Origin of the sequence: Nocardioides sp. S5, assembly GCF_017310035.1 — a bacterium.
Classification (GTDB): domain Bacteria; phylum Actinomycetota; class Actinomycetes; order Propionibacteriales; family Nocardioidaceae; genus Nocardioides.
Window position 1 is genome coordinate 1040695 of the sequence record NZ_CP022296.1, and the last position, 24201, is coordinate 1064895.

The window sequence follows — 24201 nt, forward strand, 5'->3', positions numbered from 1 at the left end:
TGGCCGTACCCCGCGTAGGCCACGCGAAGCCTAGCCGCGCTCGCACGGGGGTGCGAGGGTAGGCGAGTCGCGGCGCAGCCCGGCGTCAGGTATCTTGACGTCAAGAGTTATGCCGCCCGATCGACCACCCAGAGCGACCACCAGGAGCTGTCGTCCCATGGCCAAGATCATCTACACCCACACCGACGAGGCGCCGCTGCTCGCGACGTACTCCTTCCTCCCGATCATCGCCGCCTACGCGAAGACCGCCGGTGTCGAGGTCGAGACGCGCGACATCTCCCTCGCCGGCCGCGTGATCGCGCAGTTCCCCGACCGGCTCACCGAGGAGCAGCGCCTCGACGACGCACTCGCCGAGCTCGGCGAGCTGGCCACGAAGCCCGAGGCCAACATCATCAAGCTGCCCAACATCTCCGCCTCGATCCCGCAGCTCAAGGCGACCATCGCCGAGCTGCAGTCGCAGGGCTACGACCTGCCGGACTACCCGGAGAACCCGCAGACCGACGAGGAGCGCGAGGTCCGCGCCCGCTACGACAAGGTCAAGGGCTCCGCGGTGAACCCGGTCCTGCGCGAGGGCAACTCGGACCGCCGCGCGCCGGCCTCGGTGAAGAACTACGCCAAGGCCCACCCGCACTCGATGGGTGCCTGGAGCAGCGAGTCGAGGACGTCGGTCGCGACCATGGGCCACGACGACTTCCGCACCAACGAGCAGTCGGTCGTGCTCGACTCCGACGACACCCTCTCGATCGTCCACGTCGGCGCGGGTGGCGAGGAGACCGTCCTCAAGGAGGGCCTCGCGGTCCTCGAGGGCGAGGTCGTCGACGCCACCTTCATGAGCGCCGGCGCGCTCGACTCCTTCCTCGAGGCGCAGGTCGCGAAGGCCAAGGCGGACGGCGTGCTCTTCTCCGCCCACCTCAAGGCCACGATGATGAAGGTCTCCGACCCGATCATCTTCGGTCACGTGGTGCGCGCCTACTTCGCCGACGTGTTCGCCCAGTACGGCGAGCAGCTGGCCGCCGCGGGCCTCTCGGCCAACGACGGCCTCGGCGCGATCCTCGCCGGTCTCGACAAGGTCGAGGGCGGCGCGGAGATCAGGGCCGCCTTCGAGAAGGGCCTCGCCGAGGGTCCGGCGCTGGCCATGGTCGACTCCGACAAGGGCATCACCAACCTCCACGTGCCCTCCGACGTCATCATCGACGCCTCGATGCCGGCGATGATCCGCACCTCGGGCCAGATGTGGAACGCCGACGGCGAGCAGCAGGACACCCTCGCGGTGATCCCTGACTCCTCCTACGCCGGCGTCTACCAGGCCGCGATCGACGACTGCCGCACCCACGGCGCGCTCGACCCCTCGACCATGGGCTCGGTGCCCAACGTCGGCCTGATGGCCAAGGCGGCCGAGGAGTACGGCTCGCACGACAAGACGTTCGAGGTCCCTGCCGCCGGCAAGGTCGAGGTCCGCAACGCGGCCGGCGACGTGCTGATGTCGCACGACGTCGAGCCGGGCGACATCTGGCGCGCCTGCCAGACCAAGGACGCCTCGATCCGTGACTGGGTCAAGCTCGCCGTGACCCGGGCCCGCGCCAGCGAGACGCCCGCGATCTTCTGGCTCGACGAGAGCCGCGCGCACGACGCCAACCTGATCGCCAAGATCGAGGCCTACCTGCCCGAGCACGACACCGAGGGCCTGACGCTCGAGATCATGGCGCCGGCCGAGGCGACGACGTACTCGCTCGAGCGCATCCGTCGCGGCGAGGACACCATCTCGGTGACCGGCAACGTGCTGCGCGACTACAACACCGACCTGTTCCCGATCCTCGAGCTCGGCACGAGCGCCAAGATGCTCTCGATCGTCCCGCTGATGAACGGTGGCGGCCTCTTCGAGACCGGGGCGGGCGGTTCGGCCCCCAAGCACGTGCAGCAGCTGGTGAAGGAGGACTACCTCCGCTGGGACAGCCTGGGTGAGTTCTTCGCGCTGGCCGCCTCGCTCGACCACCTCGGCGGGTACGACGACAACGCTCGTGCCCGCATCCTCGGCGAGACCCTCGACCGGGCCACGGAGACCTTCCTCAACGAGGACCGCTCGCCGGGGCGCAAGCTCGGCACGATCGACAACCGTGGCTCGCACTTCTACCTCGCCCTCTACTGGGCCGAGGAGCTGGCGAAGCAGACCGAGGACGCCGACCTCGCGGCCGCCTTCGCCGCACTGGCCGGCACGCTGCGCGAGAACGAGCAGAAGATCGTCGAGGAGCTGCTCGCGGTCCAGGGCAAGCCCGCCGACATCGGGGGCTACTTCCGCCCCGACCCGGAGAAGGCCGCCGCGGTGATGCGTCCGTCGACGACCTTCAACGAGGCGCTCGCCACCATCGCCTGAGCCCCTCACACCAGCGCGACCCGCGTCACAGCCAGGACCCCCGGGGAATACTCCTCGGGGGTCCTGTCTTGCGCCAGTGATGACGACTGCTGCTCCAGCCCCGGCCGAACCCACCCTCGACGACCTCGACGTCCCGACGGTGACCGCCCGGCACTTCGGTCTCGCCGTCCTGGCGCTGGCCATGGGTGGCTTCGCGATCGGCACGACGGAGTTCGTGACGATGGGGCTGCTGCCCCAGATCGCCGGCGGTGTCGACGTCTCGATCCCCACCGGAGGCCACGTCATCTCGGCGTACGCCGTGGGCGTGGTCGTGGGTGCCCCGGTGCTCGCCTTCCTCGGGGCCCGGCTCCCGCGGCGGGCGCTGCTCCTGGCGCTGATGGCCGCCTTCGCGGTCGGCAACAGCGTCAGCGCCCTGGCCACCTCCTACGAGCAGCTGATGCTCGCGCGCTTCGCCGCCGGCCTGCCCCACGGCGCCTACTTCGGCGTCGCCTCGCTGGTCGCGGCCAGCATGGCCCGCCCCTCGCGCAAGGGCCGAGCGGTCTCGCAGGTGATGCTCGGGCTCTCGGTCGCCAACGTGCTCGGCGTACCTGCAGCGACGGTGCTCGGCCAGGAGCTCGGGTGGCGTGCGGCCTTCTGGGCGGCCTCCGGGCTCGCCGTGCTGACGCTGGCCCTGGTCGCGTGGTTCGTCCCCTCGGTGCCGGGTGACACGGACGCGAGCGGGCGTCGTGAGCTCTCCGCCTTCAAGGTCCCCCAGGTGTGGCTGACCCTGCTGGCCGGGGCGGTGGGCTTCGGCGGCATGTTCGCCGTCTACACCTACATCGCGCCCGTCGTCACCGACGTCGCGGGACTGGGGGAGCGGTCGGTCGCGATCTTCCTGCTGTCCTTCGGCCTCGGCATGGTCGCCGGCACCTGGCTCGCCGGGATCATGGCCGACTGGTCGATCTTCCGCTCGCTGATCATCGGCGGCGTGGGCATGGCGGCGGCCCTGCTGGCCTTCTGGGTCGCCGCGCCCCACGGCTGGGCACTGCTGCCCATCGTCTTCCTGATCACCACCTTGGGCTCGGTGCTGGTGGTGAACCTCCAGCTGCGCCTGATGGACGTCGCCGGCGACGCGCAGACGCTCGGTGCGGCGATGAACCACGCCTCGCTCAACATCGCCAACGCGCTCGGCGCCTGGTTGGGCGGCCTCGTCATCGCCGCGGGCTGGGGCCTGCGAGCCCCGGCGCTGGTGGGCCTCGGGCTCTCCCTGGCCGGAGTGGCGATCCTGCTGCTCTCCGCCACCCTCCACGTGCGTGGCCGCGCCTCGACCTCCGACTGATTTTCCTTGGAGTTAACACAGTCGGAACTCCTGCGTAAGGCAGACTTGGAACGATCCAACACATGGAGGCGGGGGGTCCGCCCCGAAACTTTTCCGGAGGTGGAGTGATGGACGAGCACACGATCGACAACGCGATGGAGCGCCGTCGCGAGCTGCGCGACCGCAACGTGCACGACGTGGTGGAGCTGCTGGAGCGGCGCGAGGAGCTCAAGGGGGTCTACCCGATGGCCGACCTGGTCGTCGACAACCTCGGCTGGGTGGTCTGAGGCCGCAGCGCCGACGCAGCACGAGCCCCGCCCGGGGAGCGGGCGGGGCTCGTGTCGTCCTGGCGGCGTCGGCTCAGATCAGCCAGCAGTTGCTGAGCTGCGGCAGGCCCAGGAACCTCGCCTCGAAGAACGGCAGCGCCTCCGCCGTCTGGGGCAGGATGCCGCCCACGTGGAGCGGGGCGATGTTGGTGGAGAAGACGACGTTGGCGCCCTTGCCGCACCACGACCTCGCCATCTGCTTGCCCACCGAGTAGGGGATCACGTCGTCCAGCGCGGAGTGCGTGACCAGCACCGGGACCCTCGGCTTGATCGTCCCGATCCGCTGGGCGGCCACGATCGACCTGAACGGCTCGGCCGCCATCAGGGTCGACATCGGCTGGCCGTTGTAGCTCAGCGTCGACGACTTCACGAAGGCGTTGTTGAGCAGGTCGAAGACGCACTCGGTCTCGACCCGGTCGCTGGTCGCACGACCCGTTGCGTTCAGGTAGGGCGACAGGTCGACGTCGTAGCTCGCCGCGAGGCCGCGCAGCGCGAAGAAGGCGAACGAGGAGTAGAGCCCGCCGTCGAGGTTGGTGGCGACCTTGGTGAGGTCGGCCGGGACCGCGCCGACCACCGCGCCCCTGAGGCGGAGCTCGGGGGCGTACGTCGGGGCGAGCTCGACCGCGGACGCCGCGGCGCCACCGCCCTGGGAGTAGCCCATCAGCCCGACCGGGCTGGTGCTGCTCAGCCCGGTGCCGGACAGGCGCTGCGCGGCGCGTACGACGTCCAGCGTGGCGCGGCCCTGCGAGACGCGGTCCATGTAGGTGTGGAGGCCGACGGTGCCCAGGCCCTCGTAGTCGGGCATCGCCACGGCGTAGCCGCGCAGCAGCAGCCCCTCGATGCCGATGCCCTCGTACTCGATGCCCTCGGAGAACTGTCGCGACGGGGCGCACCGGTCCGCCATGCCCTGGGTGCCGGGTGCGTAGCCGATGACCGGGCGGGAGCCGACACCGATCCAGGGGGCGTTCGGCACCAGGACGGTGCCGGAGACCGCGATGGCCCTGCCGGCGCGGTTGGTGCTCTTGTAGAGCACGCGCTTGGCGTTGCGGACCAGGCTCGTCACGTCGAGCGGGTCGAGCAGGAACGTCATCGCCTCGCTGCGGATCAGCGCGCCGTTGGCGCTGGGCAGCGAGGCGGGGGTCTCGTAGAACGCGGGCCGCGGCGGCTCCGCGACCGCGGCGTGGGCCGTGGTCGGAGCCAGTGCCCCGGTCACGAGCGTGGCGGTCAGGACGGTGAAGAGTGACGCGATCGCGCGTGCCGACCGACCCCGAGCGTGGGTTCGACGGCGAGATGTTGCTGCCATGGTGGCTTCCCTCCCGGACCGGACGACCCGGCCTCGAGCGAAACCTACTGGTGAGTCACATCACAGCGGGAGTGTGACGTCCGTCACTCGTAGACCATGCCCATCGCCTCGCGCACCTCGTCGAGCGTGACCTCGGCCATCTCGTTGGCTCGGGTGTTGCCGCGTCGCAGGACCTCCGAGAGGTAGCCCGGGTCGGCCTCGAGCTCGGCTCGGTGCGCGCGCAGCGGGGCGAGCTCGGCGTTGACCGCGTCGGTGAGCCGGCCCTTGAGCGCGCCACCGCCGCCGTCGCCGATCTCGTCGGCAACGGTCGCGGGGTCGGTGCCCTCGCAGAGCGCGATGAGGGTCAGGAGGTTGGCGACCTCGGGACGCCCGTCCGGGTCGTAGGTGATGACGCGGTCGCTGTCGGTCTTGGCACCCTTCAGCTTCTTGGCCGTCTCGTCGGCGCTCATCCGCAGCTCGACGACGTTGCCCTTCGACTTGCTCATCTTGGTGCCGTCGGTGCCGAGGATGAGCGGGGCCTCCGACAACAGCGCGCCGGGCTCGGGGAAGACCGGTGCGTAGCGGTCGTTGAAGCGGCGCGCGACGACGCGCGTCTGCTCGAGGTGGGGGAGCTGGTCGCGCCCCACCGGGACGACGTTGGCCTTGCAGAACAGGATGTCGGCGGCCTGGTGGACGGGGTAGGTCAGCAGCAGTCCGCCGATCGAGGTGATGCCGGCCGACCTGGCCTCGTCCTTGACCGTGGGGTTGCGCTGGAGCTCCGCCACGCTGACCAGGCTGAGGAAGGGCAGCATCAGCTGGTTGAGCGCCGGGACGGAGGAGTGGGTGAAGATCGTCGCCTTCTCCGGGTCGAGGCCGGCGGCGATGTTGTCGAGGAGCAGGTTGCGCACGTTGCCGGCGATGTCGCCGGCGACCTCGCGGTCGGTGATCACCTGGTAGTCGGCGATGAGCTGCCAGATCTCGGCGCCGCTGTCCTGCAGGCGGAGGCGGTTGCGGATCGAGCCGAAGTAGTGGCCGATGTGCAGCGCTCCGGTCGGACGGTCCCCGGTCAGCATCCGCAGCGAGACCGGGTCGTCGGCCATCTGCTGCTCGATCGCCTCGCTGCGGGCCTGGGCGGCGCGGAAGGTGTCACTCACGACGGGCGAGCCTACTTCCCGGCTGCACGGTGCGGCGAACCGGTTATGTAGGGTCGGCGAGTGCCCACCATCGGAGTAGCCATCGCGATCCCCGAGCCCTGGGCGAGTGAGCTCCAGGACTACCGCACCTCGGTCGGTGACACGACTGCGACGCAGATCCCGACGCACATCACCCTGATCCCGCCGGCGCAGGTCGAGGACGCCGAGCTCGACACCGTCACCGATCATCTCGCGCACGCGGCTTCGGCCGTGGAGCCGTTCGACATCCACCTCCGCGGCACCGGCACGTTCCGCCCGGTGTCCCCGGTGGTCTTCGTGACCGTGGCCGAGGGGATCTCCGCGTGCGAGCAGCTCGCCGGCGCCGTGCGCCGCGGGCCGCTCGAGGTCGACCTGCACTACCCCTACCACCCGCACGTGACGATCGCGCACCACCTCGACGACACCGCGCTCGACCGTGCCTTCGCCGAGCTCGCCGGCTTCGAGTGCCGCTTCACCGCCGAGGAGTTCAGCCTCTACGTCCACGACGACAGCGCCGGCTGGCAGCCCACCCGACACTTCGAGCTGGGCTGACATGTCCTTCGTCTCGGACCTGAAGGACCGCGTGGAGCGCGTCCGCGAGCGTCGTCCCCTCGTCGACCACGTCGTGCGCATGGTCGAGCACTTCGGCAACGTCAACGGCAGCGCACTCGCCGCGGCCGTCACCTACTTCGCGTTCCTGTCCTTCTTCCCGATCCTGGCGCTCGCGTTCGCCGTCATCGGCCTGGTCTCGAGGGCGTACCCCAACGCCGACGACGACCTGGTCACCGCGATCAACGACGTGCTCCCGGGGATCGTGGGGGGCAAGGACGGGCTCGACCTGGCCACCTTCCAGAACAACGCGCCCGGCATCCTCAGCGTCGGACTCCTGCTCGCCCTCTACTCCGGCCTCGGCTGGCTGTCGGGGATGCGCACCGCGCTGATCGCGGTCTTCGAGGAGCCCGAGCGCGAGCAGCCCAACTTCGTCGTCGGCAAGGTGCGCGACATGCTGGCGCTGCTGACCCTCGGCTCCGTGCTCCTGGTGAGCGTCGCCGTGTCCGGCGTGGCCACCAAGATCGCCACGCCCATCCTCGAGCTCCTCGGCCTCGGCGCGGGCGCGAAGCCCCTGCTGTGGGCCCTCGCGCTCGCGCTGGGCCTGGCGGCGAGCACGGTGCTGTTCTTCGCCTTCTTCCGCCTCCTCGCCAGCCCCAACGTGCCGTCGCGGTCGCTCTGGTCGGGGGCGCTGCTCGGCGCCATCGTCTTCGAGCTGCTCAAGCAGCTCTCGACGGTGCTGCTGCAGGCCACTCGCGAGCAGCCGGCCGTGCAGGCCTTCGGCATCGCCCTGATCCTGCTGGTCTGGATCAACTACTTCTCCCGCGTCGTCGTCCTCGCCGCCGCCTGGGCCCACACCTCGCCCGAGGCCCGCGCCGCGCGCGCGGCCCAGCTCGTCGCCGACCAGACGGTCGAAGGGCCCCGGATCGACCTGGCCGCGGCAGCGGACGTCGTACGCACTGATTCTTCCGCTGGGTCCTCCCCGAAGGCCGCCTTCGCCGCGGGCGCCGCCTCGATGCTCGGCCTCGTGGCGCTCGTACGCCGCCGGCGCTGACGAGTGACCAGCCAGAGCGATGCACCTGCGGCGTCGGTCGGTCGCACGACCGGCCGGGTCTGCTGCCACGAGACGTACGCGAGGAGGTCGCGCGCGTCGTCACGGTGACGGACCGGTGGGACAGGGACGCTCGTCACGAGGAGACGGGCTCGACGGACGACGCCGCGCTCGGTGCGTGCAGGCGGATGGTCCGGGAGGCGAGCAGCAGCAGTGCCGAGGCCCCGAGCACGACGCCGACGCCGACCAGCAGTGCCTCCGCCGGCGCGACGAGGAGCGCGGGACCGACCAGCGCGAGCCCGAGGGGCCTGGTCGCGAGCGAGCCGACCTGGTCGATGGCGTAGACCCGGGCCAGCTTGTCCGTCGGCACACCCTCCTGCACCGCGACGTCCATGAGCACGCTGTAGAGCTGGAGGCCCAGACCGTGGACGAAGGCCGCGGCGAGCAGCGGAGCAGGCCCTTCGGCCAGGCCCATCGCCACGGGGAAGGCCCCTGTGGACGCCAGCGCGAGCATCGCCGTGACGAGTGGACGGGGTGGGTGGATCCGCATGCTGAGCAGGGAGCCGGCGACGACTCCGACGCCCAGGGCGGCCATCGCCCAACCCCACACGTCCCGGCCTATGCCCTCGCCCACCACGGTCGGGCCGAGCACGCCCTCGACGCCTCCGTAGGCGAGGTGGAAGACCATTGCCTGGCCGATCGTCAGCAGCAGCCACCTCTGGTGGACCACCTCGGCCAGGCCGTCTCGCACGTCGGACAGGACCGACGGCCGGTCCGTCCCGGGCCGCGGCGCGGCCGGAAGCCGCATGGCGGCGAAGGCGGCGGCTGCGACGAAGAAGGTCAGGGCGTCGATGAGGATCGCCCAACCCGAGCCGATGGCGACCACCAGCACGCCCGCGACCGCCGTGCCGGCGATGCGGGCGGAGTCCTGGCTGAGGGCGCGGACCTTGACGGCCGACGGCAGCGCTTGTGCCGGAACGGTCAGGGGGGTGACCGAGCGCGACGCCGGCACCGAGAGCCCGGTCAGGACCCCGCTGATCGCCGACAGCAGCGCGAGCGCGGGCACGCCGCCGACCGAGGACAGCACCACAGCGGCGGTGAGGACCTGGATGACACCGCGCACCACCGAGGAACCGACCATGATCTTGTCCCGCGCCTCCCGGTCACCGATCACGCCCCCCCACAGCAACGCCGCCGCGAAGGTGACCGCGTAGGCCGCTCCCACGAGGCCGAGCTCGGCGGGCGAGCCCCCCAGGTCGAGGACGCCGAAGGCCAGCGCGATGGGCGCTATGCCGTTGCCCAGGCTCGTCACCGTCTGGCCGACGAGGAGAGCCCGGAACGGAGCATGGTTCAGTGCGGACGCAGGGTCGTGCGACACGTCTTGCTCCCGAGAGAAGGCGGTTGCGGTGCTGGCTCAGTGGCCGTGGCGGATGGCGGTGCGGAGGTCCTTGTTGAGCTGGGAGATCACGTCGAGCGGGATCTCCTTGGGGCAGGCGGCGGTGCAGGCGCCGATGTTGGTGCAGCCACCGAAGCCCTCGTGGTCGTGCTGGGCGACCATGTTGACCACGCGGCTGTCGCGCTCGGGCTGGCCCTGCGGGAGCTCGCCGAGATGGGTGATCTTGGCACCCATGAAGAGCGAGGCCGAGCCGTTGGGGCACGCCGCGACGCAGGCGCCGCAGCCGATGCAGGTGGCGACGTTGAAGGCGCGCAGCGCGTCGTCACGCGGGACGGGCACCGAGTGGGCCTCGGGCGCCGAGCCGGTGTTGACCGAGATGTAGCCGCCCTGCTGGATGATGCGGTCGAAGGCGCTGCGGTCGACGACCAGGTCCTTGATGACCGGGAAGGCGTCGGCGCGCCACGGCTCGATGGTGATCGTCTCGCCGTCGCTGAACGAACGCATGTGGAGCTGGCAGGTCGTGGTGACCTCCGGCCCGTGGGCGTCGCCGTTGATCATCAGCCCGCACGACCCGCAGATGCCCTCACGGCAGTCGTGGTCGAAGGCGACGGGATCCTCGCCCTTGTCGTTGAGCTGCTCGTTCAGCACGTCGAGCATCTCCAGGAAGGACATGTCCGGGGACACGTCGGAGAGCTGGTAGGTCTGCATCGCCCCGGCGGACGAGGCGTCCGGCTGGCGCCAGATCTTGAGGGTCAGGTTCATGCTCACTTGTAGCTCCGCTGCTTCATCTCGATGGCGGTGTAGACGAGGTCTTCCTTGTGCAGGACGGGGATGGAGTCCTCACCGGCCCACTCCCACGCGGCGACGTAGGCGTACTCGTCGTCGTGGCGCAGCGCCTCGCCGTCCTCGGTCTGCGACTCGCCACGGAAGTGGCCGCCGCACGACTCGCGTCGGTTGAGGGCGTCGATGCACATCAGCTCGCCGAGCTCGAAGAAGTCGGCCACGCGGCCGGCCTTCTCGAGCGACTGGTTCAGGGTCTCGGCGCTGCCGAGGACCTTCACGTTGCGGTAGAAGTCGTCCTTGAGCGAGCGGATGAGGTCGATGGCCTTCTTCAGACCGGTCTCGGTCCGCTCCATGCCGCAGTACTCCCACATGATGTTGCCGAGCTCGCGGTGGTAGGAGTCGACGCTGCGGGTGCCGTTGACGGACAGGAAGTGGTCGATGCGGCCCTTGACCGACTCGCGCGCCTCGACGACGGCGGGGTGGTCCTCGGTGATCTCCTCGAACGGGCCGTCCGCGAGGTAGTCGCGGATGGTGTGGGGGAGGACGAAGTAGCCGTCGGCCAGGCCCTGCATCAGCGCCGAGGCGCCGAGGCGGTTCGCGCCGTGGTCGGAGAAGTTGGCCTCGCCCGTCACGAACAGGCCCGGGATCGTGGACTGGAGGTCGTAGTCGACCCACAGGCCGCCCATGACGTAGTGCACGGCGGGGTAGATGCGCATCGGCACCTCGAACGGGTTCTCACCCGTGATCCGCTCGTACATGTCGAACAGGTTGTCGTACTTCTCGGTGATGCCCTTCTTGCCGAGGCGCTCGATGGCGGCGCTGAAGTCGAGGTAGACACCACGGCGTACGCCGTCGACCTCGGGGCCGACGCCGCGACCCTCGTCGCAGACGTTCTTGGCCGCACGCGAGGCGATGTCGCGGGGGACCAGGTTGCCGAAGGAGGGGTAGATCCGCTCCAGGTAGTAGTCGCGGTCCTCCTCGGGGATGTCGCGCGGGTCCTTGTCGCAGTCGGCCTGGTTCTTCGGCACCCAGATCCGGCCGTCGTTGCGCAGCGACTCCGACATCAGGGTCAGCTTCGACTGGTGCGAGCCCGAGACCGGGATGCAGGTGGGGTGGATCTGCGTGTAGCAGGGGTTGGCCATGTAGGCGCCCTTGCGGTGCGCGCGCCACGCGGCGGTGACGTTGCAGCCCATCGCGTTGGTCGACAGGTAGAACACGTTGCCGTAGCCACCGGAGGCGAGCACGACGACGTCGGCGAGGTGGGTCTCGACCGCGCCGGTGACCATGTCGCGGGCGATGATGCCGCGCGCCTTGCCGTCGACGGTGATGAGCTCCATCATCTCGTGGCGCGTGTACGTCGTCACGGTGCCGGCGGACACCTGGCGCTCGAGCGCCTGGTAGGCGCCGATCAGCAGCTGCTGGCCGGTCTGGCCGCGGGCGTAGAAGGTGCGCGAGACCTGCACGCCGCCGAAGGAGCGGTTGTCGAGCAGGCCGCCGTACTCGCGGGCGAACGGGACGCCCTGCGCGACGCACTGGTCGATGATGTTCGTGCTGACCTCGGCGAGGCGGTAGACGTTGGACTCGCGCGAGCGGTAGTCGCCGCCCTTGACCGTGTCGTAGAACAGGCGGTGGACGGAGTCGCCGTCCTCCTTGTAGTTCTTCGCGGCGTTGATGCCGCCCTGCGCGGCGATGGAGTGCGCGCGACGCGGGGAGTCCTGGTAGCAGAAGGACTTCACGTTGTAGCCGGCCTCGCCGAGGGTGGCGGCGGCCGAAGCGCCGGCCAGGCCGGTGCCGACGATGATGATCGACAGCTTGCGCCGGTTCGACGGGTTGACCAGGCGGGCCTCGAACTTGCGGTTCTGCCAGCGCTCGGCGATCGGGCCCTCGGGCGCCTTGGTGTCGACCAGCGGCGTGCCGGGCGTGTAGTAGCCCGCGGCGTCGTCGTAGTCGCCGTCGAGGAAGCCGCTGGCCGAGGCCTCGGCTGCGCTGACGGTGTCGGGCATGTCCATGTCGTGGCTCACGTGCGATGACCCCTTACTTGGTGATGATGCCGGCGAGGACGGCGAGCGGGACGAGCGAGTAGCCGACCGAGATGACCAGTGCCGTAGCGAGGCCGACCTGCTTGGCGCGGCGTCGCTTCGCGGCGGTGCCGGTCCAGCCGAGCGTCTGGGCGGCGCTCCAGATCCCATGGTGCAGGTGGGCGCCCAGCGCCAGCATCGCGACGAGGTAGATCACCGTCATCCACCACACGTCGAAGGTGTCGACCAGAAGGTTGTAGGGGTCGTTGGTCGCCCCGCCCTGCACGTTGACCTTGCCGATGGTGAAGTTGAGCAGGTGCCAGATCAGGAACACCAGGATGGTGACGCCGCCCCAGCGCATCATCAGGCTCGCGCGCGTGACACCGGCGGTCTTCTTCACGGTGTACTTCGTGGTGCGGGCGCGCGCGGCGCGGCGCCACAGGATCACGCCGGTGACGACGTGCACCACCAGTGACAGGAGCAGACCCAGGCGCAGGATCCACAGCGCGCCCTCGTGCGGCAGCAGCGGCTCACCGAGCTCGCGCAGGTGCTCGGCGTACTCGTTGAACGCGTCGTGGCCGGCGAACGCCTTGAGGTTGCCGTACATGTGCGCGAGCACGAAGCCCACGAAGAGGAAGCCGCTGCCCGCCATGGCGAGCTTCAGCGCGACCGTGGTGCGCGATGCCCGCGCGCCCTTCACCAGGGTGGGACGTGAGTCTCTGAGTTCAGTTGGCACTCCCTCACGGTATCGCGGCGTCCGCACGGGCGACGCGCCGAGGCCGTGTGACGTTTGTCCGGGCGCGCCCACTTCCGCTGGAGTGTGACTCACGTCATAGTCACCAGTGTCGACAGGACCCGGGTCCCCGGACCCCCACGGAGGACGTATGCCAACGACCGACCACGGCGTCACCAGCCCGACCCGCGCGCGCATCGGGGCGCGGACACTGCGACAGGACCGGTGGTGGCTCTCGCCGCTGGCGACGTTCGTCGTCTTCTCCGGCTTCGTCGTCTTCGCCACCGTGCGCGCCTTCATGGGTCGCGACTACTACGCCTCGCCCTACCTCTCGCCGTTCTACTCGCCGTGCCTCGGCGACTGCGTGGAGGGCGCCTCGGACTTCGGCCAGCCGTTCGCGTGGTGGCCGCTGTCCGCGGCGCTGATCATCCTGATCTTCCCGCTGGGCTTCCGGATGACCTGCTACTACTACCGCAAGGCCTACTACCGCGCCTTCTGGCTCTCCCCGCCCGCGTGCGGCGTCGCCGAGCCGCACCAGGCCTACTCCGGCGAGTCGAAGCTGCCGTTGGTCCTGCAGAACGTGCACCGCTACTTCTGGTACGCCGCAGTGCTGGTCGGGCTCGTGCTCACCTTCGACGTCGTGCTCGCCTTCCGACCGATGCCGGCGGAGTACGCCATCGGCGACGGCGAGACCAGCGGCATCCACATGGGCCTCGGCACGCTGCTGATGATCGTCAACGTCGCCTTCATCTGGCTCTACACGCTGTCGTGCCACTCCTGCCGCCACGTCGTCGGTGGTCGGCTCCGCCACTTCTCCAAGCACCCGGTGCGCTACAAGCTGTGGACCTGGGTCTCGCGGCTCAACACCAGCCACGGGAAGTGGGCGTGGTACTCGCTCTTCTCGGTCGCCGTCGTCGACTTCTACATCTACCTGCTCGCCACGGGCACGATCCAGGACCTGAGGTTCTTTTGAACCACCCCACGAAGTTCTCATCTCCCCCGCTTCGCTCCTCCGCTGACAACTCCGCGGGGACCCCGGAAGGCTCCCGATGATCAACGAGAACAGTTCCCCGGCGGAGGGCCGCCACCCGATGACCGGCAACGCGATGTCCGGCGAGGCCCGCGGCGGCATGGAGCGCCACGCGTACGACGTCGTGGTGGTCGGTGCGGGCGGGGCGGGGCTGCGCGCGGCGATCGCGGCCCACGACGCGGGTGCGCGTACGGCGATCGTGTGCAAGTCGCTGCTCGGCAAGGCCCACACGGTGATGGCCGAGGGCGGCATCGCAGCGGCGATGGGCAACCGCTGGCCGGAGGACAACTGGGAGGTCCACTTCCGCGACACCATGCGCGGCGGCAAGATGCTCAACAACTGGCGGATGGCGCAGCTGCACGCGCAGGAGGCGCCGGAGCGGGTCCAGGAGCTCGAGGACTGGGGTGCGCTCTTCGACCGCACCGAGGACGGGCTGATCTCCCAGCGCGACTTCGGGGGCCACAAGTACGCCCGGCTCGCGCACGTCGGCGACCGCACCGGACTGGAGATGATCCGCACGCTCCAGCAGCGGGCGGTGTCGCTGGGCATCGACGTCTTCATGGAGTGCACGGTCACCGACGTCTTCAAGGAGGCCAAGGACGGGCAGAGCCGGGTCTCGGGCGCCTTCGCCTACTGGCGCGAGTCGGGGCGCTTCATCGTCTTCGACGCGCCCAGCGTCATCCTCGCCACCGGCGGCATCGGGAAGTCCTTCAAGGTCACCTCGAACTCGTGGGAGTACACCGGTGACGGCCACGCGCTCGCGATGCGGGCCGGCGCGAGCCTGATCAACATGGAGTTCGTGCAGTTCCACCCCACCGGCATGGTGTGGCCGCCCTCGGTGAAGGGGCTGCTGGTCACCGAGTCGGTGCGCGGCGACGGCGGCATCCTCAAGAACTCCGAGGGCGAGCGCTTCATGTTCGACTACATCCCCGAGTTCTTCCGGGCCGAGACCGCGGACACCGTCGAGGAGGCGGACGCGTGGTACGAGGACAAGAAGAACAACCGCCGTCCTCCGGAGCTGCTGCCACGCGACGAGGTGGCCCGCGCGATCAACTCCGAGATCAAGGCCGGACGCGGCACGCCGCACGGCGGCATCTACCTCGACATCGCCTCGCGGCGTACGCCGGAGTTCATCCGCAAGCGGCTGCCGTCGATGTACCACCAGTTCAAGGAGCTCGCCGACGTCGACATCACGGCCGAGCCGATGGAGATCGGCCCCACCTGCCACTACGTGATGGGCGGCGTCGAGGTCGACGCCGACACCCAGGAGAGCGCGGTGACCGGGCTCTACGCCGTGGGCGAGTGCTCGGGCGGCATGCACGGCTCGAACCGGCTCGGCGGCAACTCGCTGGGCGACCTGCTGGTCTTCGGCAAGCGCGCCGGCGAGCACGCATCGACGTACGCCGCCTCGCTGGGCGACGCGCGGCCGCAGGTCGACGATTCGGACGTGAAGGCCGCGCAGGCGAGCGCGCTCGCGCCCTTCGAGGTCGAGGGTGGCGAGAACCCCTACTCCATCCAGTCCGACCTCCAGCAGTCGATGAACGACCTGGTCGGCATCATCCGCACGCGCACCGAGCTCGAGGAGTCGCTGGGCGAGATCGAGGCCTTCAAGGAGCGGGCGCGGACGATGGTCGTCGAGGGCCACCGGCAGTACAACCCCGGCTGGCACCTCGCCCTCGACCTGCGCAACATGCTCATCGTCAGCGAGTGCATCGCGAAGGCCGCGCTCGCCCGCGAGGAGTCGCGCGGTGGTCACACCCGCGACGACTTCCCGGGCCCCGACCCCGCGTGGGGCACCAAGAACCTCGTGGTCACCCTCGACGCCGATGGCACCGGGGTGGAGCTGCAGGAGAAGCCGCTGCCGGAGATGCCGGACGAGCTGAAGGGGTACTTCGCATGAGCTACACCTTGAAATTGCGGATCTGGCGCGGCGACCGGGACGGCGGCGAGATCCAGGACTTCCCGGTCGAGGTGTCCGACGGCGAGGTCGTGCTCGACGCGATCCACCGCGTGCAGGCCACCCAGGCCGGTGACCTGGCCGTGCGGTGGAACTGCAAGGCCGGCAAGTGCGGCTCGTGCAGCGCCGAGGTCAACGGCCGCCCGCGCCTGATGTGCATGTGCCGGCTCTCGGACTTCGAGCAGGACGAGACGATCACGGTGACGCCGATGCGCACCTTCCCGGTCATCCGCGACCTGGTCACCGACGTGTCCTTCAACTACGAGAAGGCCAAGCAGCTGCCCGCCGCGAAGCTCGGTCCCCGCGACAGCGACGGCAAGCGCCGGATGGCGCAGGTCGACGTCGAGCGCGGCCAGGAGTTCCGCAAGTGCATCGAGTGCTTCTTGTGCCAGGACGTGTGCCACGTCGTACGCGACCACGAGGACAACAAGGAGGCGTTCGCCGGGCCGCGCTTCTTCCTGCGCTACGCCGAGCTCGACATGCATCCGCTCGACACCCACGACCGGCGCGAGCTCGCCCAGGGAGCGGCGGGCCTGGGGATGTGCAACATCACCAAGTGCTGCACCGAGGTCTGCCCCGAGGGCATCCGGATCACCGACAACGCGATCATCCCGATGAAGGAGCGGGTGGTGGACAAGAAGTTCGACCCCCTGGTCTGGCTGGGCAACAAGATCGGTCTGCGCAGCAAGGACGACGAGGGCCGCACCGAGGTCTGAGACGTATCCCATAGGCCCGCGCAGTGCCACGGATGTGACGCTCGCCCTATCCTGCGACTCATGAGCGACCTCGACGGTGGACTGGACGAGCCCGAGGAGCTGCAGCCCGAGGAGGGCTCGCTCCGGCTGGTGGGCGAGGGCGACTCCTACGGCCCCGCAGCCTGGGAGGCGGCGACCGCGGCGGTGCTGCGCAAGGCCCGGCGGCTGCGCGACGACGCACCCGACTCCGACGTCTGGTCGGTGCTGACGCGGACCACGCTCGACGGGATCGACGTGCCGCCGATCGGACAGCCGGCCGACCTCGACGGCCTCCGCACGTCGGGCCGTCCCACGCGCACCGGCGCCTGGGACATCCGTACGCCGCTGGTCGGCGACGACGCGGCCGCCGTCAACGAGGCGGCCCTGGTCGACCTCGACAACGGCGCCACCTCGCTGCACCTCGACGTCGAGCGCGGCACCGACCTGGCCCGCGCGCTGCGTGGGGTGCTGCTCGACCTTGCCCCCGTCACCCTCGAGCGACCCGACGCCGAGCAGTCCGAGGCGCTCGCCCGGCTGCTCGAGGACACCGCGAACGACCCGCACCCCGGCAGCAACCTCTCCGCCGACCCGGCCACCGCCGAGATGTTCGGCCACCGGGTCGCCGACGACGGGCGTACGCCCTTCGGGTCCTTCGTCGACACCGTCCGCCGGGCGCAGGCGCTCGGCGTGCTCGGTGCCGTCGTCGACGGCACGGCGCTCCACGACCGCGGCGCCAGCGACGCCCAGGAGCTCGGCTGGACGATGGCCGTCGGCGTCCACTACCTGCGGATCCTCGCCGAGGCGGGGTTCACCGTGGACGAGGCGGCCGGTCTCATCGAGTTCCGCTACGCCTCCACCGACGAGCAGTTCCCCACGATCGCGAAGCTGCGCGCGGCACGGCGACTCTGGGCCAGGGTGCTCGACGCCAGCGGTGCGGACGACGTCGCGCAGCGTCAGCACGTCATCACCAGCCGCGCCATGATGACGAAGCAGGACCCGTGGGTGAACATGCTCCGCGGCACCGTCGCGGCCTTCGCGGCCGGTGTCGGAGGTGCCGACGCGATCACCGTCGTGCCCTTCGACGAGCGGCTCGGCCAGCCCGACGCGTTCGGCCGGCGGATCGCCCGCAACACGTCCTCCCTGCTCATCGAGGAGGCGCACGTCGCCGCGGTGTCCGACCCCGCGGGCGGGTCGTACGCCGTCGAGAGGCTCACCGACGACCTCGCCGTGGCCGGCTGGGCCGAGCTGGGCCGGATCGAGTCCGACGGCGGCTTCGGCGAGCAGGCCGCTGCGGGCGTCAAGGAGCGGGTGCGCGCGGTCGCGGCCGCTCGCGACGCCGGCATCGCCGACCGCTCGCGCCCGCTGACGGGGATCTCGGAGTTCCCGAACCTCGCCGAGGTCCTGCCCGAGCGCGCCCCCTGGGGCCGTGGAGGCGTGCGCCACTACGGCTGGGCCTACGAGGACATGCGGGCCGAGCCCGCCACGGAGAAGGTCTTCCTCGCCACGATGGGCCCGATCGCCGCGCACACCGCACGCGCCACCTTCGCCACCAACCTGTTCGCCGCCGGCGGCGTCGCCGTCGAGGCGGCCGGCCCGACCGACGGCGTGGACGCGGTCACCGCGGCCTGGTCCGGCCAGCGGGTCGCCTGCCTGGCCGGCACCGACGCGGCCTACGCCGAGTGGGGCGCCGACCTCGTCGCCGCGCTGCGTGCGGCAGGTGCGGCGTACGTCGTGCTCGCGGGCAAGCCGGGGGAGAAGACCGTGACCGACGTCGACGACTCGTGTGCCATGGGGGTCGATGCGCTCGGCTTCCTCGGCCGGATCCGAGAGGAGCTCAGCCGATGAGCATTCCGGAGAACTTTGCGGAGGTGGGTCTGGGAGGTTTCGAGGCTCCCGGCACCGATCGACACAGCGCTCGCACCTCAACCACCGAAGGGGGCGCAGGGGAGCCGTGGACGAGCCCGGAGGGCATCGACATCCTCCCGGTCTACGGCCCCGAGCACCTCGAGGGACTCGACGGCCTCGACACGTGGCCGGGCATCGCGCCGTTCCTGCGCGGCCCCTACCCGACGATGTACACCACCCAGCCGTGGACGGTCCGGCAGTACGCCGGCTTCTCCACCGCCGAGGAGTCCAACGCCTTCTACCGTCGCAACCTCGCGGCCGGGCAGAAGGGCCTGAGCGTCGCCTTCGACCTCGCGACCCACCGCGGCTACGACTCCGACCACCCGCGGGTGCGCGGGGACGTGGGCATGGCGGGCGTGGCGATCGACTCGATCTACGACACCCGCACCCTCTTCGACGGCATCCCGCTCGACGAGATGTCGGTGTCGATGACGATGAACGGTGCGGTGCTGCCCGTGCTCGCGCTCTACATCGCGGCGGCCGAGGAGCAGGGGGTGAAGCCGGAGCAGCTCGCGGGGACCATCCAGAACGACATCCTCAAGGAGTTCATGGTCCGCAACACCTACATCTACCCGCCGGCGCCGAGCATGCGGATCATCAGCGACATCTTCGCCTTCACCAGCCAGAAGATGCCGCGCTTCAACTCCATCTCGATCTCCGGCTACCACATCCAGGAGGCCGGGGCGACCGCCGACCTGGAGCTGGCCTACACGCTCGCCGACGGCGTGGAGTACATCCGCGCCGGCCTCGGCACCGGGATGACGATCGACCAGTTCGCCCCGCGGCTGAGCTTCTTCTGGGCCATCGGGATGAACTTCTTCATGGAGGTCGCCAAGATGCGCGCCGCCCGGGCGCTGTGGGCCCGGCTCGTGGACGACTTCGACCCGCAGAACCCCAAGTCGCGCTCGCTGCGCACCCACAGCCAGACGTCGGGCTGGTCGCTCACCGCGCAGGACGTCTTCAACAACGTCGGGCGCACCTGCATCGAGGCGATGGCCTCGACCCAGGGCCACACCCAGTCGCTGCACACCAACGCCCTCGACGAGGCGATCGCGCTGCCCACCGACTTCTCCGCGCGCATCGCGCGCAACACCCAGCTGCTGCTGCAGCAGGAGTCCGGCACCACCCACGTCATCGACCCGTGGGCCGGCTCCTACTACGTCGAGAAGCTCACCCACGACCTGGCGGAGCGGGCCTGGGCCCACATCCTCGAGGCCGAGCGGGCCGGCGGCATGGCGGCGGCGATCGAGCAGGGGATCCCCAAGATGCGCATCGAGGAGGCGGCCGCCCGCACCCAGGCGCGCATCGACTCGGGTGCCCAGAAGGTCATCGGCGTGAACACCTTCCGGCTCCCGGTCGAGGACAAGCTCGACGTGCTGCGCGTCGACAACGACGACGTCTACCGCCAGCAGGTCGCCAAGCTCGAGCGGCTGCGCGCCAAGCGCGACGACGACGCCGTACGCCGTTCGCTGGACGCGCTGACGGCCTCGGCCGAGCGCGGCCCGGTCGGCGGCGGCTCCCTCGAGGGCAACCTCCTCGCGCTGGCCGTCGACGCGGCCCGCGCCAAGGCCACCGTCGGGGAGATCTCCGACGCGCTGGAGAAGGTCTACGGCCGCCACCAGGCGGTGATCCGTACGATCAGCGGCGTGTACCGCGACGAGGCAGCCAAGTCCGACGGGGCAGCCGGTGGCAAGGTCGCCGAGGTCCTCGCCGCGACCGAGGAGTTCGAGGCCGAAGAGGGTCGCCGCCCGCGCATCCTCGTGGCCAAGATGGGCCAGGACGGCCACGACCGCGGACAGAAGGTCGTCGTCACCGCCTTCGCCGACCTCGGCTTCGACGTCGACGTGGGCCCGCTGTTCTCCACGCCCGAGGAAGTCGCCCAGCAGGCGATCGACGCCGACGTGCACATCGTCGGCGTCTCCTCGCTGGCCGCGGGACACCTGACCCTCCTGCCGGCGCTCAAGCAGGCGCTGGCCGACCAGGGGCGCCCCGACATCATGATCGTCATCGGGGGCGTCATCCCGCCCGACGACGTCGAGACGCTCCGGGAGATGGGTGCGGCCGCGGTGTTCCTGCCCGGCACGGTGATCGCGGAGTCCGCGCTCGACCTCATCGCACGCCTGCGGGAGCAGACCGCCTGATGGCTCGTCCCGTGGACGTCGCCGCGCTGGTGGAGGGGGTCCGCGCCGGGCGTCGTGCCGACGTCTCGCGCGCCATCACGCTGGTCGAGTCGTCGCGGACCGAGCACCGGGCGGCTGCCCGCGAGCTGCTGACCCTGCTCGCCGACACCGAGCTGCCGCCCGCGACCCGCGTCGGCATCTCCGGCGTGCCGGGCGTGGGCAAGTCGACCTTCATCGAGGCGCTCGGCACCCGGCTGACCGCCGCCGGGCACCGCGTCGGCGTGCTGGCCGTCGACCCGTCGTCGGTGCGCACGGGCGGCTCGGTGCTGGGCGACAAGACCCGGATGGCGACCCTCGCGGTGGACCCCCGCGCCTTCATCCGCCCCTCGCCCACCGCCGGGACGCTGGGCGGAGTGGCCCGCGCGACCACCCAGGCGATGCTGGTGCTGGAGGCCGCCGGCCACGACGTGGTGCTCGTGGAGACGGTCGGCGTCGGCCAGTCGGAGGTCACCGTCGCCGGGATGGTCGACACCTTCTGCTTCCTCACCATCGCGCGCACCGGCGACCAGCTCCAGGGCATCAAGAAGGGCATCCTCGAGATCGCCGACGTCGTCGCGGTCAACAAGGCCGACGGACCCCACGAGGCGGACGCCCGCGTCGCCGCCCGCGAGCTCGCCGGAGCGCTGCGCCTCGTGCGCGGCCACGCGGAGTGGGCGCCCCCGGTCGTCACCTGCTCCGCACTCACCGGGGCCGGGGTCGACGACGTCTGGCAGCACGTGGGGGAGCACCGCGCCCACCTCGGCGCCGACGGCCTGGCCCACAAGCGCGCCGGGCAGCAGCTCGACTTCACCTGGGCACTCGTGCGCGACGAGCTCGCCCAGCGGCTGCGGACCTCGCCGGGCGTCGCGGCAGTGCGCGACGACGTACGCCGTGCGGTGCTGGCGGGCGAGCTGCCCGCCCCCCTGGCCGCGGACCGGCTTCTCGCCGCCTACGACGGGGACGCGAACTAGACTGCGAGGGTTATGCCTGACACACCCCCCGCCTCGTCCGTCACCAGTGCCGTGATCTCCGAGATCGTCGACAAGTACGCCGACGACCTCGTCGCCCTCCGGCGTGACCTGCACGCTCACCCCGAGCTCAGCTGGGAGGAGCACCGCACGTCCGAGGCGGTGGTCTCCGCGCTCGAGGGGGCCGGGTGGGACATCGCCCGCCCGCAGGGCGGGGGAGTGATCGCCGAGATCGGTCACGGCGATCGGCTGGTGGCGCTGCGCGCCGACCTCGACGCCCTGCCCGTCGACGACCTGATCTCCGACCCGTGGCGCAGCACCGTCCCCGGTGTGGCCCACGCCTGCGGGCACGACGTGCACACCGCGGGACTCGTCGGCGCCGGCCTGGCCCTCGCGGAGGTCGCCGTCCGCGGCCTGCTCCCGGGACGGGTGCGGCTGCTCTTCCAGCCGGCCGAGGAGGTCATGCCCGGCGGGGCGCTGCACCTCATCTCGGCGGGAGCGCTCGAGGGCGTCTCGCACGTCTTCGGGCTCCACTGCGACCCCAGCCTGGACGTCGGCCGGATCGGGCTGCGTGAGGGGCCGTTGACCGGCGCCGCCGACTCGCTCACCGTCCGGCTGATCGGCAAGGGCGGGCACACCTCGCGTCCGCACCTCACCGAGGACCTCACCTTCGCCCTGGGCAAGGTCATCACCGAGCTGCCCGCCATCCTGAGCCGCCGCCTCGACCCGCGCGCCGGTGTCAGCGTGGTGTGGGGGATGGTGCGCGCGGGCTCGGCGCCCAACGTGATCCCGCACGGCGGCGTCGTCGCGGGCACGGTCAGGATGCTCGACGCGGTCGCGTGGGCCGACGCCGAGCACCTCATCCGCCAGCTCATCACCGCGATCGTCGCCCCCTACAGCGTGACCGCGGAGGTGACCTACCAGCGCGGCGTGCCGCCGGTGGTCAACCACGAGGAGTCGACCCGGCTGCTCGGGATCGGGGTCGAGAACGTCCTCGGCCCGCACGGCCACGTCTCGACCGCCCAGAGCCTGGGCGGCGAGGACTTCGGCTGGTTCCTCGACTCGGTGCCCGGCGCGATGGCGCGGCTCGGGACCCGCACATCCGGCGGAGCGACCTACGACCTCCACCAGGGCAACCTCCGCATCGACGAGGCGGCTACCCCGATCGCCGCCCGCGTGCTCGCCGAGGCGGCGGTCACCGCCCTCTCAGCCGCCGGCTGAGGCGGGCGCCGGCCCGTCGGCGCGACCGAGGGGCACGGCGAAGGTGAAGGTGCTGCCCTCGCCGGGCGCCGAGCAGACCTCGAGCCGACCCCCCATGAGGTCGACCAGCTGGCGGCAGATCGCGAGCCCCAGCCCGATCCCACGCTGCTCGCGCGCGGTGAAGCGGTCGGTCTGGGTGAAGGGGTCGAAGAGGCTCTCGACGTGCTCCTCGGCGATCCCGATCCCGCTGTCGAGGACGGTGAACTCGACCCAGGTGCCGGAGGTCGTCGCGTCGTCGGGCGCCGCGCCGGCCCGGACGCGCACGCACACCGAGCCGCACGAGGTGAAGGTGATCGCGTTCTGCACCAGGTTGGTGACCACCTGGGTGATCCGGCGCGCATCGCCGAACGCGGTCCGCGGGACCGCCTCGTCGACCACGAACGAGATGGACAGGTCGCGGCTCTCGGCGAACGGAACGGCCCACTCCGCGACGTCCTGGACCAGCTCGCGCACGTCGAAGGGACCCGGGTGCAGGACGGTCTGGTGCGCCTCCAGCCCGGAGAATTCCAGCAGGTCGTGCACCAGGTGCGTGAGCCGCTGCCCGGAGCGGTGGACGAGCCGGGTGAAGTGCGCGGGCTCGGGCTCGAGGTCGGAGGCCATCAGCAGGTCGGTGGCCCCGACGAGGGCCGCGAGGGGCGTACGGAGCTCGTGGCTCACCGTGGCGAGGAAGAGGCTCTTGGCGAGGTTGGCCTCCTCGAGGTCGCGCAGCAGCTGCTTGGCCTCGGTGACGTCCTCGGTGATGCCGTGGATGCCGACGACCTCGCCGGCGACGACCAGTGGGATGCCGGTGCACCGGATGTCCACGACCACACCGTCGGGCCGCAGGACGCGCGCCTCGGCGACCTGGGGCTCGCCCGACATCGCGCGACCGAAGGCATCCCCGAGCAGGTGCTTGTCCTCCGGGTGGATGACCTCGGAGAAGTGCGTGTGCCGCAGCTCCTGCAGGCTCAGGCCGGTCATCTCGAGCGCGCGGGCGTTGGCGTCGGTGAAGTAGCCGCGCAGGTCCACGCTGTACGCCGCGTGCGGATGGTGGGTGAACATCGAGGCGTAGCGCTCGCTGCTCTGCGCCAGTGACTCCTCGCCGACCCTCGAGGTCGGCGGGGCGGACGGGTCGAGCTGGTCCACGAGAACCTCCGCAGGATCGTTGCCGGTCCCGAGGACCGTACGTCACCGATCACCGGTCACGGGAATGCAGGAGGGCCTGGTGCCT

At 70.8% G+C, this 24201-nt stretch carries 19 protein-coding genes; 12 read left to right on the plus strand and 7 right to left on the minus strand.

The annotated features are described in order from the left end of the window. The first annotated feature begins 157 nt into the window (after positions 1-157). From CFI00_RS05165 to CFI00_RS05175, 3 genes are all read left to right on the plus strand, one after another. Positions 158-2371 (plus strand): NADP-dependent isocitrate dehydrogenase, encoded by a 2214-nt coding sequence (locus CFI00_RS05165; protein WP_207084199.1) that lies wholly within the window; start codon positions 158-160, stop codon positions 2369-2371. Positions 2372-2450: 79 nt separating this feature from the next. Further along, positions 2451-3689 (plus strand): MFS transporter, encoded by a 1239-nt coding sequence (locus CFI00_RS05170; protein ID WP_207084200.1) that lies wholly within the window; start codon positions 2451-2453, stop codon positions 3687-3689. Between the two features lie 107 nt (positions 3690-3796). Then, positions 3797-3955 (plus strand): hypothetical protein, encoded by a 159-nt coding sequence (locus CFI00_RS05175; protein ID WP_207084201.1) that lies wholly within the window; start codon positions 3797-3799, stop codon positions 3953-3955. A 73-nt stretch (positions 3956-4028) separates the two neighbouring features. Here CFI00_RS05175 and CFI00_RS05180 read toward each other — a convergent pair whose 3' ends face one another. Next, on the minus strand, positions 4029-5297 hold the full coding sequence (locus tag CFI00_RS05180) for a lipase family protein (protein WP_207084202.1): 1269 nt from the start codon (positions 5295-5297) through the stop codon (positions 4029-4031). 83 nt (positions 5298-5380) lie between these two features. Continuing rightward, positions 5381-6430: a tryptophan--tRNA ligase gene (gene trpS, locus CFI00_RS05185; protein ID WP_242532687.1), complete on the minus strand. Its 1050-nt coding sequence runs from the start codon at positions 6428-6430 to the stop codon at positions 5381-5383. Between the two features lie 60 nt (positions 6431-6490). On the opposite strand from trpS, the gene CFI00_RS05190 reads away from it, so the two are divergent. Both CFI00_RS05190 and CFI00_RS05195 read left to right on the plus strand, forming a co-directional pair. After that, positions 6491-7000: a 2'-5' RNA ligase family protein gene (locus CFI00_RS05190; protein ID WP_207084203.1), complete on the plus strand. Its 510-nt coding sequence runs from the start codon at positions 6491-6493 to the stop codon at positions 6998-7000. 1 nt (position 7001) lies between these two features. Then, the gene (locus CFI00_RS05195) at positions 7002-8051 is read left to right on the plus strand and encodes a YhjD/YihY/BrkB family envelope integrity protein (RefSeq protein WP_207084204.1); all 1050 of its coding nucleotides are present in this window, start codon (positions 7002-7004) and stop codon (positions 8049-8051) included. 133 nt (positions 8052-8184) lie between these two features. Here the strand turns inward: CFI00_RS05195 and CFI00_RS05200 are convergent, their stop codons facing one another. Genes CFI00_RS05200 through CFI00_RS05215 form a run of 4 tightly spaced genes read right to left on the minus strand, consistent with a single transcriptional unit; the run spans position 8185 to position 12981 of the window. Beyond that, positions 8185-9426, minus strand: coding sequence for an MFS transporter (locus tag CFI00_RS05200; protein ID WP_207084205.1), 1242 nt, complete (start codon positions 9424-9426; stop codon positions 8185-8187). A 36-nt stretch (positions 9427-9462) separates the two neighbouring features. Further along, the gene (locus tag CFI00_RS05205; protein ID WP_207084206.1) at positions 9463-10206 is read right to left on the minus strand and encodes a succinate dehydrogenase/fumarate reductase iron-sulfur subunit; all 744 of its coding nucleotides are present in this window, start codon (positions 10204-10206) and stop codon (positions 9463-9465) included. Positions 10207-10208: 2 nt separating this feature from the next. Next, complete coding sequence (locus tag CFI00_RS05210) at positions 10209-12230, minus strand: fumarate reductase/succinate dehydrogenase flavoprotein subunit (RefSeq protein ID WP_207085379.1); 2022 nt, start codon at positions 12228-12230, stop codon at positions 10209-10211. A gap of 31 nt (positions 12231-12261) precedes the next feature. Beyond that, positions 12262-12981 carry a succinate dehydrogenase cytochrome b subunit gene (locus tag CFI00_RS05215; protein ID WP_242532688.1) on the minus strand — a complete coding sequence of 240 codons (720 nt, stop codon included), beginning with the start codon at positions 12979-12981 and terminating at the stop codon, positions 12262-12264. A gap of 148 nt (positions 12982-13129) precedes the next feature. On the opposite strand from CFI00_RS05215, the gene CFI00_RS05220 reads away from it, so the two are divergent. The 7 genes from CFI00_RS05220 to CFI00_RS05250 all read left to right on the plus strand — a co-directional run bounded on the left by CFI00_RS05220 (position 13130) and on the right by CFI00_RS05250 (position 22952). Then, a complete protein-coding gene (locus CFI00_RS05220; protein ID WP_207084208.1) occupies positions 13130-13951 on the plus strand; it encodes a hypothetical protein in 822 nt (273 codons plus the stop codon). Between the two features lie 76 nt (positions 13952-14027). Next, complete coding sequence (locus CFI00_RS05225) at positions 14028-15908, plus strand: fumarate reductase/succinate dehydrogenase flavoprotein subunit (RefSeq protein ID WP_242532689.1); 1881 nt, start codon at positions 14028-14030, stop codon at positions 15906-15908. Beyond that, the gene (locus CFI00_RS05230; protein WP_207084209.1) at positions 15905-16681 is read left to right on the plus strand and encodes a succinate dehydrogenase/fumarate reductase iron-sulfur subunit; all 777 of its coding nucleotides are present in this window, start codon (positions 15905-15907) and stop codon (positions 16679-16681) included. The genes CFI00_RS05225 and CFI00_RS05230 overlap by 4 nt, the downstream gene beginning before the upstream one ends. A gap of 60 nt (positions 16682-16741) precedes the next feature. Next, positions 16742-18544 carry a methylmalonyl-CoA mutase family protein gene (locus CFI00_RS05235; RefSeq protein WP_207084210.1) on the plus strand — a complete coding sequence of 601 codons (1803 nt, stop codon included), beginning with the start codon at positions 16742-16744 and terminating at the stop codon, positions 18542-18544. After that, entirely contained in the window at positions 18541-20745 is a 2205-nt protein-coding gene (gene scpA, locus CFI00_RS05240; RefSeq protein ID WP_207084211.1) for a methylmalonyl-CoA mutase, read from the plus strand. Before CFI00_RS05235 ends, scpA begins: the two co-directional genes overlap by 4 nt. Then, positions 20745-21734, plus strand: a complete 990-nt coding sequence (gene meaB, locus CFI00_RS05245; RefSeq protein ID WP_207084212.1) for a methylmalonyl Co-A mutase-associated GTPase MeaB — start codon at positions 20745-20747, stop codon at positions 21732-21734. Before scpA ends, meaB begins: the two co-directional genes overlap by 1 nt. A 12-nt stretch (positions 21735-21746) precedes the next feature. Then, on the plus strand, positions 21747-22952 hold the full coding sequence (locus CFI00_RS05250; RefSeq protein WP_207084213.1) for an amidohydrolase: 1206 nt from the start codon (positions 21747-21749) through the stop codon (positions 22950-22952). Here the strand turns inward: CFI00_RS05250 and CFI00_RS05255 are convergent. Next, positions 22938-24116, minus strand: coding sequence for an ATP-binding protein (locus CFI00_RS05255; RefSeq protein WP_207084214.1), 1179 nt, complete (start codon positions 24114-24116; stop codon positions 22938-22940). The genes CFI00_RS05250 and CFI00_RS05255 overlap by 15 nt on opposite strands. Positions 24117-24201: the final 85 nt, after the last annotated feature.

Coding starts and splice junctions, on each gene's coding strand:
- CFI00_RS05170 (WP_207084200.1), top strand. CDS start 2,451: ATGACGACTGCTGCTCCAGCCCCGGCCGAACCCACCCTCGACGACCTC.
- CFI00_RS05175 (WP_207084201.1), top strand. CDS start 3,797: ATGGACGAGCACACGATCGACAACGCGATGGAGCGCCGTCGCGAGCTG.
- CFI00_RS05165 (WP_207084199.1), top strand. CDS start 158: ATGGCCAAGATCATCTACACCCACACCGACGAGGCGCCGCTGCTCGCG.
- CFI00_RS05250 (WP_207084213.1), top strand. CDS start 21,747: ATGCCTGACACACCCCCCGCCTCGTCCGTCACCAGTGCCGTGATCTCC.
- scpA (WP_207084211.1), top strand. CDS start 18,541: ATGAGCATTCCGGAGAACTTTGCGGAGGTGGGTCTGGGAGGTTTCGAG.
- CFI00_RS05220 (WP_207084208.1), top strand. CDS start 13,130: ATGCCAACGACCGACCACGGCGTCACCAGCCCGACCCGCGCGCGCATC.
- CFI00_RS05235 (WP_207084210.1), top strand. CDS start 16,742: ATGAGCGACCTCGACGGTGGACTGGACGAGCCCGAGGAGCTGCAGCCC.
- CFI00_RS05195 (WP_207084204.1), top strand. CDS start 7,002: ATGTCCTTCGTCTCGGACCTGAAGGACCGCGTGGAGCGCGTCCGCGAG.
- CFI00_RS05230 (WP_207084209.1), top strand. CDS start 15,905: ATGAGCTACACCTTGAAATTGCGGATCTGGCGCGGCGACCGGGACGGC.
- CFI00_RS05225 (WP_242532689.1), top strand. CDS start 14,028: ATGATCAACGAGAACAGTTCCCCGGCGGAGGGCCGCCACCCGATGACC.
- CFI00_RS05180 (WP_207084202.1), bottom strand. CDS start 5,297: ATGGCAGCAACATCTCGCCGTCGAACCCACGCTCGGGGTCGGTCGGCA.
- meaB (WP_207084212.1), top strand. CDS start 20,745: ATGGCTCGTCCCGTGGACGTCGCCGCGCTGGTGGAGGGGGTCCGCGCC.
- CFI00_RS05210 (WP_207085379.1), bottom strand. CDS start 12,230: ATGCCCGACACCGTCAGCGCAGCCGAGGCCTCGGCCAGCGGCTTCCTC.
- CFI00_RS05205 (WP_207084206.1), bottom strand. CDS start 10,206: ATGAACCTGACCCTCAAGATCTGGCGCCAGCCGGACGCCTCGTCCGCC.